Source organism: Azospirillum oryzae (genome assembly GCF_900177515.1).
Classification (GTDB): Bacteria; Pseudomonadota; Alphaproteobacteria; order Azospirillales; family Azospirillaceae; genus Azospirillum; species Azospirillum oryzae_A.
Window position 1 is genome coordinate 604,748 of record NZ_FXAK01000010.1, and the last position, 14,738, is coordinate 619,485.

Genomic DNA, 14,738 nt, shown 5'->3' on the forward strand with positions numbered 1-14,738 from the left:
GCAGACGCAGCGACGTCTGATCCCCGAGTCGCGGGGCTCACTCCCCGCAAATGAGTAGGGCCGGCGAGCGTTGCAGCGCTCAACCGGCCCCTGACTTACCGCCCATCTTTCGTGGAGATGACGGCAATGCCTAAACTCGTCCTCAGTATAGCCCCGCAATCGAACGGCGCAATAGCCGTTCAACGTGTGGGATGCAAAAATTCTCCCGCTTTGCGCATTGTGGAACGCGACCCGACCCTGCCTGAAGCGCTCCGCGAAGCCATGGACGCCGCGGAGACGTTCGGCCAGGTCCCCGCGCGCTGCCGCCGGCTGATCGAACGCACCGTCGACGCGCTGTTGACCGTGCTGGACTGCATGGACGCCGATCCGGACATGGAGCCGGAAGAGGACCGCGGCGAATTGGACTATCTGCCGGACGCCCCGCGCGCCATCGGAGGTGCAGCATGAGCCATATTGGAAAGCCGCTGGCCGTCGACTACAGCACGGCCAATCCCGCCCTGTTGGACATGGCCGCCCGGTTCGCGATGCTCTGCGCTGATCTGCATCGAGCCGAGACCGATCTTCGCACGGCCAGCGGCGCAGCGGAGGACGTATGCATCGGTCACTCCTACCGGCCGCAGATGCTGGCGCGCATGCCGGCGTCGATGAGAGAGGCTTACGGCATCGTGGCGGATACCCACGCCAAGGTGACGAAGGGGGAACTCCGCAAAATCATCCTCAAGCGGGTTGCCAAAGCACGAAAGGAGGGCGGGGACGTGATCGCCGCTCTCGATGAGGGCGGGAAGCTGCTGACCGCGTGGGAGATCATGCAGAAGCTTCTGCGGCGTGCTCAGAAGCAGAAGGGCATTCCCCAGCTTATGGAGCGGCGCGACGCCGTCTTGAAGGAGATCGCGGCGGCCATGGATGAGATTGCAGCCGTCCCGCCGCTGTCGATGGCCGATGCCGTTATTCAGCTTCAGGTCTGGCGCATGCGCTATGAGGCTCAGCGCCCGGCCGGCGCCGATGTACGGGCAAGTCGCCAGACGCTTGTCCATAACGCTCTGACCTTCCTGACCGAGGGCGTAGAATGAGCAACCTCGATTACGATCCGCATACCCACGACATGAGCATCATCATGCTTCGGGTGTCGATCCTGGACGATTTGGTGAGGGCCAAGCTAAAGGAGCTTGGTATGACGGACTACCCGCCGTCCCCAGCAACGACGGACTACGAGCGGGAGAAGGAGGCAATGCGACTCCGGATTGAAGCGCTCCAGCCGGGCGAGCGACTCGCGTATCACATCGGAACTATTATGTGGGACCTTCCGAGATGCCCAAACCTTAGAGCACGATGCGCAGCAGTCAGGGAGGCAGTTGAAGCGGGGATAGCAAGCAAGCAACCACAGCAGAAGTGCAGTGCAGGTTACCGCTATTTGGTTATCCGGAATGGCTTAGTGAGCTGACCGGACAGTTGCCTGCTAAGATGGAGTAAGACCCCGGCGCTGTTAGGGATGGCAGAACACTGTGAGAGCTAGCTCAATAGATAGCTGGCTCTCGCATGCCCAGAATGGCTTAAGTGAAAAAGAAGAGCGAAAGCCTAAGTTGCGCAGACGTTGCTCACTCTGTCGTTAGGACAAATATACGACATAACTAAATATCAGGAAAGTTTTGCGATGACCCTTATACTTACTCACGCTTCGCGCGACGGGGTTTTTCAGACTTCAGACAGACTTATTACAAGAGATGGGGTTGCTCTCGATAGAGTTTCAAACAAAACAGTCATTTTCGTGGCTATCGACGGAGTTTTTGTCATGAGCTACACGGGGGCTGCGTTTTTGGAAGGGCTACCAACTGACCAGCGTATCGCTGAAATATTGCACGGCAAGAGCATGACCGTTGGCGGCCGCGTCCCATCCATTGGTCAGCAAGACAAAGATATCAGTCTTAGATATAGGCCTTGCTTAAGAAAATTGCGAGATAGCCTCACATCAGCGTTCCGTCGCGCATCCAAGCCTCAAAAGAAAATTCTATTTTCTCTGTGCGTTGCAGGTTTCGAGTTAGTAAACAATCGGTACACTCCTGTCTTTGATGTAATTCATAAAAAACCGAACAGTACAGAATGCGTCATCAAGAGAAATAGAGACGTATCCAGATCGAGGGGCGCCATTCATGCTTTCGACCACTCCCCAAATGTTCACTTGTCAGAGCTAGTTCATTCTCATCTTTCTTCGGTCAAGATTAATTCTTCATGCGAAGCAATAACAAATCAGCAAGTTGACCCTGCAACCATATCTTCGGGATATTCTGGGCTTATGTTTGGATTAAATATACCGGGTTCAGACTTTAACAATAGCAATCAACCGAGCAGGAACCCAATTATCAGAGAATTCGTCACTGCAACACGTGTAGCCTCATCTCGCTCATCGACAGTTGGACCACACTGCATGTCTGTAACTATCGGGGCTAACTGTCAGAGGAAAGTTATGGTTGAATTTATACCGAGCGAACCTCACGCAGTAAATATGGCCGATATAAATCAAATAATTCAAGTTGCTTACACTCCGGCCGTCATTCATCCTTGGGGATTTTTAGCCGCTTCGCATATATCCGGTAGCGGATCAACTTTGAAGGTTGGAGGGTGGGATGTTGAATTTCACGGAATTCCTATTCATCCTGTAGTACCAGTTTATTTGGCAGGTCAGCGACGACCTAAGCCTTATTGAGTTAGATTTTGCGTTAGCGCGCCACGCCCTTGACCTTCTCATAGGTCCGGTAGGCTCCCAGGCCCAGCATCGGCACCAGCAAGCTCATGAGCGTGTCGGTGTTGATCTGCGGCATGGGCGTACCGGGTGACCAGATCGACAGTGCCCAGCCCATTAGCGGATAGCCGACGGTCTGGACGAACAGCCCACCAACGCAGACCCAACCGACAGCCGGCCGGCCAGCCCGAGACGAAGAGCGACGGGTTGGCGGCCTCTGCGGCGTTCACCTGGAGCTGCGCCGTGTCGCCAGCCTGGAGCATGCCCACCAACTTCGCGTTGGCTTCGGCCGCAGCCTTGGCGTCCGGGTCGGGGATGCGGTCGATCAGGTCGGAGATGAGCGGGGTAAGCGCGGTGATGAGCGGGATGGCTACGGCCATGGGTGCCTCCTGTTGGGCATAAAAAAGCCCGCTGCCGGGATGGCGCGGGCGGATGGGAATGGATTGGGTTGCTCGGACGTTGGTAGACGATGACAATCCTGGAGGCCCGCTTTGCAGACCCTCTACCACCACATTCGGCATGCTGATGGGCCGGTCTATTACTCCGGCGAGCCCATCTCCCTTGCAGATGCGCAGATGATGATCAATGAGGACATCGCGGACGGGATTATCTCACCCGGCTCATTCCTCCGCGTGGAAGGCGTGGAACTCGTCATCGAGCCGGCGCCGCCAATTGCCAGCGGAGAGTAGGAGCGCCTCTTACACCTGCATGAACTCGGACAGCCGGTTGAGCCAGCCCGCGGAGTTCAGTGCGTCGCCCTCAGTCCGAACGCGCTTCCTGGCGCGACCCCTGATGATCTGTCCGTAACGTTAATGGCTAAAGAACCAAAGGAGAAGACGCAGTCCAAGCACGAGAATGCCGCTGACGACGATCCCCATTAGGGCATCTGCAGCCTCCATATCGGAACCGGACCAGATCATGTAGCCGATCAGGACCAATCCAATAAGAAGGCCGATGAAGAACCATCTGAGGAGACGGTTTCCAAGCACGACATCCCAGAGGGCTTCCATCAAATCGGCCATGGATTTATCCTCCGACAGCACGGGATAAAGCGTAGCTGACGGCACAGGACCGGTCAAACTCGCCTCACACCTCCATGAACTCGGCCAGCCGGTTGAGCCAGCCGGCAGCATTCAAGGCGTCGTCTTCCGTCCGGCCACGCTTCCGGGCATCGCCGGTGATGATCTGCCCGTAAAAGCGCATGCGCTGGACAAACACCGAGCGCCACAGCCCGGCCGCATCACCGCTGTTGACCGCAGCCAGCGTCTTCGGCCCGACGGCGCCGTCGACCTTCAGCACCGGTCGGCCGGCGAGGTCGTTGACCGCATCCTGCAGCCACGTCCCGGCGCGGGCGGTGCCGTGGTTGACGCCCGAGTCGATGATCAGGGCGCGCAGCGCGTCGTCGGTGATGCCGGCAAAGCCCGGCTCCTCGATGTACCGGGCGCGGTAGATGGTCCGCACCTCGGCCTCGTCCAGGGCTGCGACGTCGGCCGCGATAACCGGGCGCTTGCGCCATGCGGCTAGCGTCGCCAGGGTGATGCCGCCCTTCGTCGGCCCGCCGCGGTCGCTGGACCGGTCAGTGTAGCGCGGCCAGCCCTCACGGCGGAGGATGGTGTCGATGATGGCTTCGGTAGGGTCGCGCGGGATCGCCGCGCCGGTCGGCGTGGTGGGCATGATGGTCTCCATGGTTGGGGAATTATGCGTTACAGGGCGCCTGTAACGCTTTTAGCGCCGGTTGGCCGGCGGCAGCCGCAGCATCCCGGCGGACAGTCCGCCGCGGGCTTTGGTCAACAGTAGGGCGAGCAACAGGAGGGCGGCGTCCTTATTGCCACCGCAGGCATCCAGCGCCTGCTGCACCTCCTGCTCGGCAGGGGATGGACCATCGGGCATTGGAACCTCCAGTTATGAAAATCCAGGCATGAAAAAGGCCGCTCACGGGCGGCCTGTAGAGATTGGGGTGTTATCGCGCCGCTATGTTAGCAGCGCCACCACGTCAATACGAAACGCAACAGAACTGACCCTGATAAATATGATTTACTGCTTCAGTATAAAACGAAGCATAGCGCCTCCCAAACATCTTGCTGAAGTTATAAAGCTCGTCATCAAGCGCGCTCATAGTTATAACTCCACCCTGCTGTAGCTTTCCCTCAATTGCCTTTAATTGTTTCCCATATCCTCCAGAGTAATGTGTCTCAGATAAAAAAATATCTATCTTCTCTTCAAAATTCTCAATGAACTCTGTTGCGTCGCCTACGCGGACTTTCCTGAAAGCTCCGTATCCGCACGCTTCCACGATGTCTCCATCGAAGGCATTCATAATATCAACAGTAAAAATCTCTCCCGGAAATCCATCCAAGTCATTCCGGCGAATGGCTTCAATCAAAAATACACTCCCAAACCCACGAAACGGGCCAGCTTCTACTACAATCTTTGGCTTCTTAATGCGCGCTATTGCATAAAGAAACATCCTATGCCCTGGCTTAGCAGTTTCATCAAGCTCGTTAGCGTATTTGCATTCTCCTTTCGCCTTGCTGATCTTATCCAAAAAATCACTATCTTCAAGCAGCTCAGAAAAATAGGCTTCAGCTTCAACAATTCCGACGCCGCAAACAGAAGCTGCAAGCCCAACCATAGCGCGCAAGCTTTCCTCGGTAATATCATATGTAAATGAAGCTACCTCTCGTGATGCCTTCAGCCAGTGTCTTGTTTTTTGGAGGCGGTCATCTAACAGTTTAAACGCATAGTCAATACGGCTGTCTCTATACTGATAATTCCCAAGTAGCATCTGGAAATCTCTGAGCTTTATACTAACAATCCGATCGTCACTCTCACTCATCATCAACCTCTATATTCCTTGGAAATCTAGAGAATGGGCTAGGGGAAGCCACCCACAGTAGCGCTCCGCACTCGCAGGTTAGGTGAAGGCTCCCCCTTTTCCAACATTAAGTTGGAGCAGACGGAAACTCTCCCGTTTCAGGGTAATCCCGTAGCCCTTGCAGGTACGCGGCCCATGCCGCCGCCTGTTCTTCTGTCAGCGTCGTGGTGATGCCGTAGTCGCGCTGGTTCCGGTGTCGCGAAAGGATGTTCAAGGCTTCCGGCATGGCGGCGTCGCGCTCGGCCCGGCGCTTGGCCGCTTCCGCCGCGGCGATTTCCTCCGGCGGGATCGGCTCCACTGTCTGTTCAAGGTAGGCGTTGCCGCTGGCGTCCACCTTCTCCATCCACCGGTCAATCGCGTGATGGGTTGAGGCATCAAAGGGCGGGCAAATGCGGGGAAGATCAGTCATGGCGCGCCCTCCTTACAGGATCGCAAAGCCGGTCGGCACGACGGCCGGGGTGGTGACGATGGTCCATGACGCGCCGCCGGACGCTCCGTCCAAGTAGACCGCGGGGAACATTGTGGTGCCCGCCGTGAAGGTGAAAGCTGGGTTCGCGCCCGTCGCCGGGTTGCCGCTGCCCTGCCATGTGCCATTCTTGCCGAACCACGCCTTGCCAGCCGCGATATCAAGCGCAACTTCGATTTCGTCGCCGACAGTGTAGGAAGCGCCGAAAGTCGTGCCGCCCCCGTTATTGCCCTTGTTGCCCTGCGAAGTGTAGCTGTAGCCATTGGGCGAGTTGACGTATGCTGCTCCGTCGTACGGCACGCCATTGGCGCCGAACCCGCACGCGACCGTCACGCCCGTTCCAAGGGCCGTCAGTCGGAAAGCGAAAACCTTCTTGTCTGTGCCGGCAATCCCCTTGGCGCCGATCACAGAACCAACCGTTGCGGTGCTGAGCGTTGCAACGGTGTTGTTGGATGACAGGACGATGCCGGAGCCCTTCTTCGTCGGATCGAATGCGAACCCAACCGTGCTGGCGCCGCCCTTGGTCGCCACGTAGTTGGTCCCGGCTTGGTCCTTGGCGATGTCAGCGAACTCACCGGCCGCAATCGTGATGGTCGCCGCGCCATTAATCGTGCTGGCGCCGCCGGAGATGACGACGGATACCCCATCACCCCAAATGCGGCAGGCAAACCCTGCCGGCAGGCTGGCGATGGTGTCCATCGTGGCCGTCAGCGCCGTGGTGCAGCGGATCAGGTTGGCGTTGTAGGTGGTCGTGACGGTGAAGTCTGCCGTCTTGGCGACGGTGGTAGACAGCCACCCCAACCCGCCGGCTCCAGACAGCAGTCGCCAATAGGTGCCGTCGTACATGAAGTACCGGTCCGCCCCGGCCGCCAACTCACCGCCGACTAGAGCGCTGCCGTCCTTGCGGATCGCGATGGCGCCCGTACTGTCCACCGCCAGAGTGGACGCGCCGCTGTTGGCCGATGCGCCGACCTTCACGCCGACGATCTGCCCGGTGGTCAGGCTGGACAGGCTCGTGCCGGTCGTGGCGGTCAGCGCGTTCGCCGTGCCGCCGGCAGTTCCGCCCCACAGCGGCATGAGGCCGGTCGGTCCCTGCGGCCCAACAGCGCCGGAAATGCCGATCACCCAAGACGACGGCGTTCCGCTGCCGGTCGTGCCGCCGGTCGGAACCGCGATGACCAGCGCACCAGTGGTGGTGTTGTAACTGGTCACGCGGCCCGTGATGGCGTTGGCGCTGTTGGCGCCATCCACCGCCACTACGTACATGCTGGCGGAGAAGCCCTTGGTGGACGGGCTGGCGACCGTCAGGGTTTTGGTTCCGGTGCCGATGGATACGTCACTGGTGGAGGACGTGGCGACTATTGAGGCGCCCAAGTCATTGCGGCGCGCATCCATTTCCGCGATCACGTCATCAAAGAAGGTGTCCCAATTCTCCACGTATTTGAACGGCACCATGTCAGCCACCGTCCAGTTTCTCCCGTTGAAAGTGGCCATCAGATCAGCTCCTCCGCATTCATCGACCAGCCATAGCGCTGGTGCGACGTGGTGGTGATGCCGGCGGTATCGACCAGCGCGGCGTAGATGGTTCGGCGGAACTGGATGGATGGATCGTCGTTCTGGTCGTAGACCAGCAGGAAATCCCCATCCTTGCCGAGTTGGTTTTCGATTTCGAAGCCCGTCGCGAAGGCGTCCCGCTCGGTCATCGCCTCAAAGGTCATCGTCATGGTCCGGTAGCGCGGACGGCGTCTAACCAGGCGCCGGCCGCCGCGGGTCCGGCGGGTCTCGCTCGGGTCCACCGTCCGGACCTGGAACCCGTACTTCACCCGGTGGGACCAAGCCTCTCCCGCCATGAAGCGTCCCGCCTGGAAATAGCCGGCCGGGTTGTCGACGTCGCTCACGTAGGTGAAGAGATAGCGGCCATAGACGGTGGAGGGAGCGAAATGCAGGTCGATGGTGCCGCCTGGATAAGCCGCCGTGTCGATGCCGTCGAAAGAGAACGCGCCGAACGGACGCCCGCCCCAAATCTCGGTGGCCACCCGCATCCGTTCCATGCCGGTGTCGTAAACCGGGGGGCCGCTGTTGGTGGGGCTGTTGGTGACGACGTGCCGGCGCTTGGCCGAGACGGTGGCGTTGTGGTTCAGGACGGCGAAGAGGCTCAGCGGCACCAGCCGGCCGAAGTCGACCCGCCAGCAGGTGGACGCCTCCGCCGTGTCGGTGGAGCGGGCCAACTCCATCACGTCCTGTGTCTTGAGGTTGTCCAGCGACAGCCCGCCCGTGTCGACCCATGACCCTTCTGAATAGGTCCCGTCATCGGTCGGCTTCTTCCATAGCGCGTGCATCAGCCCATCACCTTCATGGTCAGGGTTTCATCGTTGGCGTTCCGCTCGATCTCCAAAGCGACGCCGCGCCAGCCGGACGACAGTCCATAGCGCTCGTCGGTCAGCTTGACCGTGTGGCCCGTGGTCAGGCCCGGCGTGATCGGGACCGTGACGGAAAAGCCCTTCCGCTTGGCCGCGTAAAGGGAGAGGCGCCGGTCCCGCTCCGCCACGGCGTCCGCTTCCGCATCAAAGAGGGTCTGCGCCTCGTCTTCGGTGGCCAGCAGCGACGCCGCTTCAGCCGTCGCATCGGTGGCCACGGCAGTCCACCGGTATTCATTTTGGAATGCTTCCCGGTTGGCCGCGGTGACGTTGACTTGGTCCAGCTCGTCGGCGGTGAACACGACTCCGAAGGGGCGATAGCCCAGCTTCAGGGACTTCATGCGCCGTTCCACCGGTTCGGGGGTCAGGTCGATGATGTCCCGCGCGTCAAACTCATAGTCGGCGGTTGCCGCCGGCCCCTCATAGCGCCCCAGCGACAGCAGGCGGTCATCCCCGAACCCCCAATAGGCGCCGACGGTCGCGGACAACTGGTCGATGACGTCGCGCACCTTCGGCACGCTGGAGCCGTCGCACCAGTAGCCCAACACCGCCGGTTGCGTCGTGTTGAAGGCCACGAAAGACGTGTCGTCCAGATCGTCGACCGATAGTGTCGTCATGCTGGTGACCAGATGGCGCACCAGATCGGCATAGCGGGAAATCCAGGCGCCGGAGACCGACACCCCTTCGGCGTCGATGGTGAAGCGCCCGGACGGCTTCTGCCCGAGACGGATCAGCCCGGCGGCCTTGGCCGTGGCAACGTTGGTGCCGGTGAGGGAGGCGGCGACCAGTGCGGCATAGGAGCCGTAATCACCCACCGTTGCGGGGTAGTCCACCCCCTTGTCGCGGGCGGTCAGCAGGGCGGAGAAGCCCAGCGGATCGACCATGTAGACGTTGTTGGCGGCGTCGATCAGCACCGGTTCGATCTGCCGGCGCCGGCCGATCAGCCATGGCTTTTCCCGCCCCTTCAGCTCCGCCGTCCCGTCGATGCCGCCGGTTCCGCCGAACTGCCCGCGGCTGGCGGGAGTGTCCAGCAACACCAGCAGGTCGCGAAGCTGGATTTCGATGGCGTCGCCAAGGACCAGTTGCTCCGCGGCGCCGGAGAACAACACCCCGAAGTCGGCCAGTGCCGGCCGCTCCAGAGGTGAATAGAGGACTTCGACCAGCCGGCCATCCCAATCCAATTCGGCCAGCCAATCATCGGCTCCGTCATCGTTGCCGAGCGTGACGGAGCCGAAGGAGGTCTCCGAATAGCCCCCGATGGCGGTCCCATTGAAAAGGCTCCGCTTGACGGTCAACGGAGTGTCGATCCGGCGCACGAAGTAGGTGTTGGAGGGGCTGTCTCCCGGCTCTGTCGTGAAACCGACGTCAGACCGGTAGACGGGCCGCACGGCGCCTAGATCGGCGTCGTACGGCTCCGCGCGCATCAGGTAGGGCATGGATTACCTCGCAACTGCGATCCGCCGCCCCAGCGGTTCGGGCGACCGGCCGGCTTGCCTCGCCAGCGTCTTGAGCACCGGGACCGCTTCCTCATTGCCGGCGTCGATGGCCTCCACCACCCGCTCCAGGACGGCAACCGCCCGGTCCAACCGCTGCTCAATGCCGCGGGTGCTGATGGTGGAGGCGCCGGCCGACCGGAGGGGGGTGACGTTGCCCGACCAACGGTCATTGGCCGCCTCGAAGGCCTTGGCGATGCGCAGGCTGTCGACGGAGGAGGCGACCGCCGCCGCTCCCCCTGCCACAGTAGTTCCGGCCCCTGCTCGCCAACCCATACCGCGCCCGGCGGAGTGGAGAGGGTGCCGGTGGCGAAGCCGGGTATCTTGCGGGTGCCGGCCAGCACTTCGTTGATGCCGAAGGTCTTGAACCACAGGGCAAGGTTGAAGGATGGATCGGCCGCCCGTGCCGCGATGATGTCCGAGAAGCCGCCGAAAGTCCTCTCGATGTCAGCATTCGTGAAGGCCTGCAGGCGCGTCCGCTTCGCCTCGACGGAGCTGTCCACATAGGTGGATGGCGACGTGCTGGAGGTGGTGCCGGTGCTGGCCTGCAGGGCGGTCAACTGCGCCTGCCAGATGCCGTAAGACTGCGCCATGATGCTGTTGAGGTCGCTCAACACCCCATACTGCTTCTGCCCGATGGCCGCGGCGTCCGCCCGTTGGCGCTGCATCTCCTTCAGCGTGGCGTTCGCGGCCTCCAGTTGCTTGTCGGCGGTGTCCACCCCCATCGCCGTGGTGTCGCCCAACTCCGCGAACACAGATCGGACATAGTCGTAATCGGTGGTGTCGGTGGAGCCGAGAAAGCCCTTGGCCAGTTGGACCAGCGAGGGGCCAAGCGACAGCAGGGTTTGTTTGGCTGCGTCCCGGTCTTCAGCGGTGGAAGCAACGTCACGGTAAGTGGTGAGCGCGGTTCCGAACTGCCGGCGCGCCTCCTCCAGCCGATCCTTGGCGTTCAGCGGCGAATTGTCGTTGAGCGCCAGAGCGTCGTAGGCGGACCGGAACTCACGGGCCGACTGTGCCAGTTTTACCGCACCGTCGGTGAGCGCGGCAACATAGTCCTGCTGCGCCGCGATCTGCTGGTCATAGGCAGCCAGAACGTCAGCCTGCGCCAACTTGAAGGCCTGCGCCGCCCGCTCGGTCGCCTGGACCTGTTGAAGCGTGGTCGTGTCATAGCCGCTGGCGCGGGCGGTGGCGAGTGCCGCTGCCTGTTGCGCGTCCAGGGCAATGAGCGATGCGCCACGATCATTGCCAAGCGCCGTCTGCACCCGGCCGGCAACGTCGGTGGCGAAGGACACCGCCGCGCTGCTGGCGTTCCGCAGCGTCGTCGCCAGAGTGGCGATGTCGCCGGTGAAGGACTGCGCCACCACGGAAAGCGACGCGTCGTCCAGCCCCCTCAACAGGCTGGTGAGGGAGGCGTTGAAGATGTCGCCGGCCGTCGAGACGTCCAACCCAACCGCGGCAAGGTTGCGGGCGTTGATGTCGCGCGCCTTCTCCAGATCCTTGATCTGGTTCAGATAGCCCCGCCCCATCGCCTCGTTCAGCAGGACGGTGGCTTCCTGCGCGGTCTGCGCCTTGATCCGCGCGCGGGTCTCCGCCTCGATCTGGTCGACATAAGCCGCCATCGCCGGGTTGAGCTGCACCACCGCCTCCCGGATCGCCTGGAACTGTCCGGTCAGCGATGCCATGTCCTGTTCGCGCTGGGTGAAGTCGACCGGGTTCTTCAGCTGGTCCAGGTAGGTTTTCAGCTGGTCGGTGGCGAGGGTCTTGTACGCCCCATCGATGCCCAGTTTCTTGGCCCGCTCGAACTCCTCCAGCATCGGCTTCATCGCCTCCGCCGTGGTCTCCTTGGCGGACTTGGTGAAGCTGTTCAGCGACTTGTCCAGGGCCGCCAGTGCGGTGGTGCCCGCGTCGATGGAGGCACCGAGACCGATGTCCTTTGCGGCCTCTTCCCAGTCCTTCGCCTTGGTCGCCTTCAGCGCGGCGATGGTGTTGGCCCCGCCGTCCTTCAGGCCACCCTGCTCCAGCAGCGTGTAGCGCAGCAGGTCGCCGATGGCGTTGTCGCCCTTGCCGAACTCCTTGTAGGGCACCGAACCGCCGACATAGAGGCCCTTGGCCGCGGTCTGGCCGATGCCGAAGTCCTTGGTCAGCGTGCCGCCGCCCATGGCCGCAATCGAGTAGATGCCGGACAGGGCGGTGCCGAGCGCCTTGCCGGTTTCCGGGTCCCCTTCGTTGTCGGTCTGGATGTTGCCGAAGGTCGCCGACTTGCCGCCGGCATTGATCGTCACGTCAGCCGACGCCGTCTTGCCGACGGTCGCCTTCTGGGTGCCGAGCAAACCAACGATCGCACCGACGACGGCGCCGATGGCGGCGCCGATCGGGCCGCCCAGCGACGACAGACCGACGATGGTGGAGAGGTAGCCGGCACCGGCGCCGAGCGCGGCGCCGGACAGCCCGCCGACCGCCTTGCTGTTCGCCATGGTGCCGAGATAGCCGGCGCCCATGCCCGCGAGCGCCGCGGGGCCGGCCGCCCCCAGCACGCCGCTGAGCGTGATGCCGCTGCCCGACACGCCCGACGCCGCGCCGGCATAGAGGGTGTTGGCCACCCCGGTGTTGCCGGCCGCCGCGACGCCGGTCGCGGCGTTGAGGCTGGCCGCTCCGGTGATCGGCGCGGCTGTCGCCGCCGTGACACTGGCAGGCGCGGCCATCGCCCACCCGCCGGCCGAGCCGATCAGGGTGGTGTTCATCAGCTGGTCCATGCCGCCGGTCAGGCCCAGCTTGTCGGCACCCCAACTGATCGCCTTCGACAGGACGGTGTTGGTCAGGCCGCCGGTGGCGTTGCCCGCCGCTCCCGCCGCACCGGCGGGCGCCTGAATGCCGAACAGCGACGGCATGGAGCCGACGATCTGCATGGTGATCGGCAGGACGATGTTCTGGTTCAGCATCTCCACCGCCAGACGCTTCGCCCAATTCTTGAAGAACTGGAGCGCGTCCCCGGCCTTGGCCTGCCCGGTGATCTGGTCCCACAGGTTTTCCGAGATATCTTTGCCGATATCGGTCGCAACGCGGGTGACGTCGTCCTGAAACCTCTTCACAGCCTGGACGTCGGCAATCTGCTCCTGCAGCGCGATCCACTTCGCTTTCACCTCGTCCGTGGTGTCTCCCCACTTCTGAGTAGCTTCGCGTTGAATTTGCAGGCTACGGACGGCGCGTTCTCTCGCCGCGGGAAGTAGATTGGTAAGCTCCATCTCCTTCTTGGCAAATTCCAGCGCAGACTCGGCGTCCTTGATGGCTTTGGTATCAGCGGCGACAGCCTTCCATTTCTCGGCCTCTTGACCTTGGCCGCTATCGCCCGGCCCTCTTCCGTCGACGCCGTGGTGTGGGCTTTCGCCAGCTCTGCGGCAATGCGCGTCTGCTCGTTGGCTTCGCGCTGCTCGGACGCGCTCATACCGGCAATTTCAGCGAGGCGCTTTTGTGCGGCAACGTCCCGGTCCAGGTCCTCGACAACCTTAGCCCGCGCCTTGGCAAGAGTGGCGTTGGCGGTTTCCGCCTTGTTGGCAGCCTTCTCCCTCCTCCTGCAGTGCGTCAATGCGCTCCTGTTGCTTAACCAGTTCTTCGATCAGCGCGCGGGTGCCGGCGTCGATCTCCACACGCCCGGCCGCCCGCGCCTTCGTCAGCGCTTCGGTCTCCAGCTTGGCCCGCAGCTTCCCTGCGTTGCTCAGATCTTCGCTGTCGGCAGAGAGCTTGGTTTCGGCGATCTGCTGTCGCAGACTTTCCCGATAGTCCTCAATCGCGCTCCGCGCCTCCCGGAGCTTTCCATTGCCCTGTTCGGTTTGGATGCGGACTTCACGCGCACCGTCGTTGTATTGGCCAAGCGTCCCGCGAAGCACCTCGATTTCTTGGCGCAGTTCCTTAACTTTGCTGGACTGGAAAAGGTAGGCGACAGCAGCGCCAGCAGAAGATGCAGCGTCGCCGTTGCCCATCATGCCGCTTTCGAGCGCTTTCAGGTCCGCGTCAGCCTTGGCCAGCCGCTTTTGTGCGGCGTCGACTGCAGAGCGCCCCTCTGCCTCCAGCGCAGCACGGGCGCCCTCGGATGCGGAACGCATCTGTTCACTGACCTTGCGGGCGAAGTCGAGCGCTTTGGCGTAGTCGTTGAAGGAGGTGGTTGTGTCCTCCGTCTTCTGCCCAAGCCCGAACATGACCGCCGCCAGCGTGCCGCGATGGCAACAGCCGTGCGATTGCGGCGCCCAACGGTCCGAAGGCGGAAGCCGCTTGGCTCCCCTGCTGCGCAAGCACCACGAACGCATTGGTGCCCATCTGAAGCTGAACGGCGGCGTCCTGGACTTGGTATCCAAGATTGCTCATGGAGCCGCCGAACTTCGACGTGCTGGCGTGGGCGGCATCCTGCGCGGCGGCAGCAGCTTTCGCGGCGGCAGTGCCCGCCTGCAGGTCCGCCCCGGCTTGGCGCGCCGCCTGCCCGGTCCGGGTATAGGCGGCGGCAAGCTGCGGCTGTAGCCGCGCGGCCTCCTCCATCGACCGCCAACCGTTCTTGACCTGGACGTCCAGCGTCTCCAGCGCGCCCTCCAGGGTCTTGTAGGTGCGCTTGAGCTTGTCGACCTGCTGTGCATCCTGTTCCCGCTGCTGGTAGAGCTTGCGCTGGTCCTCCGTCAGGGCGGTGTATCCGGTCGACAGCTTGGACGTGCTGGCGTTCAGTGCTCCAATTCCTGCCGGGCGCCATCGACGCGGGTTTTGCCAA

17 protein-coding genes are annotated in these 14,738 nt (G+C 62.1%); 5 read left to right on the plus strand and 12 right to left on the minus strand.

The annotated features are described in order from the left end of the window. Positions 1-126 precede the first annotated feature (126 nt). The 4 genes from B9N97_RS34540 (at position 127) to B9N97_RS35440 (ending at position 2,701) form a co-directional block, all read left to right on the plus strand. Entirely contained in the window at positions 127-447 is a 321-nt protein-coding gene (locus B9N97_RS34540) for a hypothetical protein (RefSeq protein WP_143266987.1), read from the plus strand. Further along, the gene (locus B9N97_RS34545) at positions 444-1,070 is read left to right on the plus strand and encodes a hypothetical protein (RefSeq protein WP_085092315.1); all 627 of its coding nucleotides are present in this window, start codon (positions 444-446) and stop codon (positions 1,068-1,070) included. The genes B9N97_RS34540 and B9N97_RS34545 overlap by 4 nt, the downstream gene beginning before the upstream one ends. Continuing rightward, complete coding sequence (locus tag B9N97_RS34550) at positions 1,067-1,441, plus strand: hypothetical protein (RefSeq protein WP_085092316.1); 375 nt, start codon at positions 1,067-1,069, stop codon at positions 1,439-1,441. The genes B9N97_RS34545 and B9N97_RS34550 overlap by 4 nt, the downstream gene beginning before the upstream one ends. 210 nt (positions 1,442-1,651) lie before the next feature. Further along, the gene (locus B9N97_RS35440) at positions 1,652-2,701 is read left to right on the plus strand and encodes a hypothetical protein (protein WP_143266988.1); all 1,050 of its coding nucleotides are present in this window, start codon (positions 1,652-1,654) and stop codon (positions 2,699-2,701) included. 13 nt (positions 2,702-2,714) lie between these two features. On the opposite strand, the gene B9N97_RS36925 is transcribed toward B9N97_RS35440, so the two are convergent. Continuing rightward, a complete protein-coding gene (locus B9N97_RS36925) occupies positions 2,715-2,885 on the minus strand; it encodes a hypothetical protein (protein WP_348520112.1) in 171 nt (56 codons plus the stop codon). Positions 2,886-3,228: 343 nt separating this feature from the next. Here B9N97_RS36925 and B9N97_RS34560 point away from each other — a divergent pair, with 343 nt between their 5' ends. Continuing rightward, on the plus strand, positions 3,229-3,426 hold the full coding sequence (locus B9N97_RS34560; RefSeq protein WP_085092317.1) for a hypothetical protein: 198 nt from the start codon (positions 3,229-3,231) through the stop codon (positions 3,424-3,426). A 120-nt stretch (positions 3,427-3,546) separates the two neighbouring features. On the opposite strand, the gene B9N97_RS34565 is transcribed toward B9N97_RS34560, so the two are convergent. The 11 genes from B9N97_RS34565 to B9N97_RS34605 all read right to left on the minus strand — a co-directional run. After that, positions 3,547-3,759, minus strand: a complete 213-nt coding sequence (locus B9N97_RS34565) for a hypothetical protein (protein ID WP_085092318.1) — start codon at positions 3,757-3,759, stop codon at positions 3,547-3,549. A gap of 64 nt (positions 3,760-3,823) precedes the next feature. Continuing rightward, positions 3,824-4,411, minus strand: coding sequence for a glycoside hydrolase family 108 protein (locus B9N97_RS34570; protein ID WP_167393480.1), 588 nt, complete (start codon positions 4,409-4,411; stop codon positions 3,824-3,826). A 51-nt stretch (positions 4,412-4,462) separates the two neighbouring features. After that, positions 4,463-4,627: a hypothetical protein gene (locus B9N97_RS35865; RefSeq protein WP_167393481.1), complete on the minus strand. Its 165-nt coding sequence runs from the start codon at positions 4,625-4,627 to the stop codon at positions 4,463-4,465. Between the two features lie 103 nt (positions 4,628-4,730). Then, a complete protein-coding gene (locus B9N97_RS35445) occupies positions 4,731-5,576 on the minus strand; it encodes a class I SAM-dependent methyltransferase (RefSeq protein ID WP_143266989.1) in 846 nt (281 codons plus the stop codon). A 103-nt stretch (positions 5,577-5,679) separates the two neighbouring features. Continuing rightward, a complete protein-coding gene (locus B9N97_RS34575) occupies positions 5,680-6,021 on the minus strand; it encodes a phage tail assembly chaperone (protein WP_085092320.1) in 342 nt (113 codons plus the stop codon). Between the two features lie 12 nt (positions 6,022-6,033). Beyond that, positions 6,034-7,572: an SPRY domain-containing protein gene (locus B9N97_RS34580; RefSeq protein WP_143266990.1), complete on the minus strand. Its 1,539-nt coding sequence runs from the start codon at positions 7,570-7,572 to the stop codon at positions 6,034-6,036. Continuing rightward, on the minus strand, positions 7,572-8,417 hold the full coding sequence (locus B9N97_RS34585; RefSeq protein ID WP_085092322.1) for a hypothetical protein: 846 nt from the start codon (positions 8,415-8,417) through the stop codon (positions 7,572-7,574). Before B9N97_RS34585 ends, B9N97_RS34580 begins: the two co-directional genes overlap by 1 nt. Continuing rightward, the gene (locus B9N97_RS34590) at positions 8,417-9,931 is read right to left on the minus strand and encodes a hypothetical protein (RefSeq protein WP_085092323.1); all 1,515 of its coding nucleotides are present in this window, start codon (positions 9,929-9,931) and stop codon (positions 8,417-8,419) included. The genes B9N97_RS34585 and B9N97_RS34590 overlap by 1 nt, the downstream gene beginning before the upstream one ends. After that, entirely contained in the window at positions 9,919-13,128 is a 3,210-nt protein-coding gene (locus tag B9N97_RS34595; protein WP_085092324.1) for an AAA family ATPase, read from the minus strand. The genes B9N97_RS34590 and B9N97_RS34595 overlap by 13 nt, the downstream gene beginning before the upstream one ends. Before the next feature lie 363 nt (positions 13,129-13,491). Then, positions 13,492-14,181 carry a hypothetical protein gene (locus B9N97_RS34600; RefSeq protein WP_143266991.1) on the minus strand — a complete coding sequence of 230 codons (690 nt, stop codon included), beginning with the start codon at positions 14,179-14,181 and terminating at the stop codon, positions 13,492-13,494. Next, on the minus strand, positions 14,093-14,738 hold a 646-nt coding region (locus tag B9N97_RS34605), incomplete at its 5' end, for a phage tail length tape measure family protein (protein WP_208621361.1). The genes B9N97_RS34600 and B9N97_RS34605, both read right to left, overlap by 89 nt.

Coding starts and splice junctions, on each gene's coding strand:
- B9N97_RS34540 (WP_143266987.1), top strand. CDS start 127: ATGCCTAAACTCGTCCTCAGTATAGCCCCGCAATCGAACGGCGCAATA.
- B9N97_RS34545 (WP_085092315.1), top strand. CDS start 444: ATGAGCCATATTGGAAAGCCGCTGGCCGTCGACTACAGCACGGCCAAT.
- B9N97_RS34550 (WP_085092316.1), top strand. CDS start 1,067: ATGAGCAACCTCGATTACGATCCGCATACCCACGACATGAGCATCATC.
- B9N97_RS35440 (WP_143266988.1), top strand. CDS start 1,652: ATGACCCTTATACTTACTCACGCTTCGCGCGACGGGGTTTTTCAGACT.
- B9N97_RS34565 (WP_085092318.1), bottom strand. CDS start 3,759: ATGGCCGATTTGATGGAAGCCCTCTGGGATGTCGTGCTTGGAAACCGT.
- B9N97_RS34570 (WP_167393480.1), bottom strand. CDS start 4,411: ATGCCCACCACGCCGACCGGCGCGGCGATCCCGCGCGACCCTACCGAA.
- B9N97_RS35865 (WP_167393481.1), bottom strand. CDS start 4,627: ATGCCCGATGGTCCATCCCCTGCCGAGCAGGAGGTGCAGCAGGCGCTG.
- B9N97_RS35445 (WP_143266989.1), bottom strand. CDS start 5,576: ATGATGAGTGAGAGTGACGATCGGATTGTTAGTATAAAGCTCAGAGAT.
- B9N97_RS34575 (WP_085092320.1), bottom strand. CDS start 6,021: ATGACTGATCTTCCCCGCATTTGCCCGCCCTTTGATGCCTCAACCCAT.
- B9N97_RS34580 (WP_143266990.1), bottom strand. CDS start 7,572: ATGGCCACTTTCAACGGGAGAAACTGGACGGTGGCTGACATGGTGCCG.
- B9N97_RS34585 (WP_085092322.1), bottom strand. CDS start 8,417: ATGCACGCGCTATGGAAGAAGCCGACCGATGACGGGACCTATTCAGAA.
- B9N97_RS34590 (WP_085092323.1), bottom strand. CDS start 9,931: ATGCCCTACCTGATGCGCGCGGAGCCGTACGACGCCGATCTAGGCGCC.
- B9N97_RS34600 (WP_143266991.1), bottom strand. CDS start 14,181: ATGTTCGGGCTTGGGCAGAAGACGGAGGACACAACCACCTCCTTCAAC.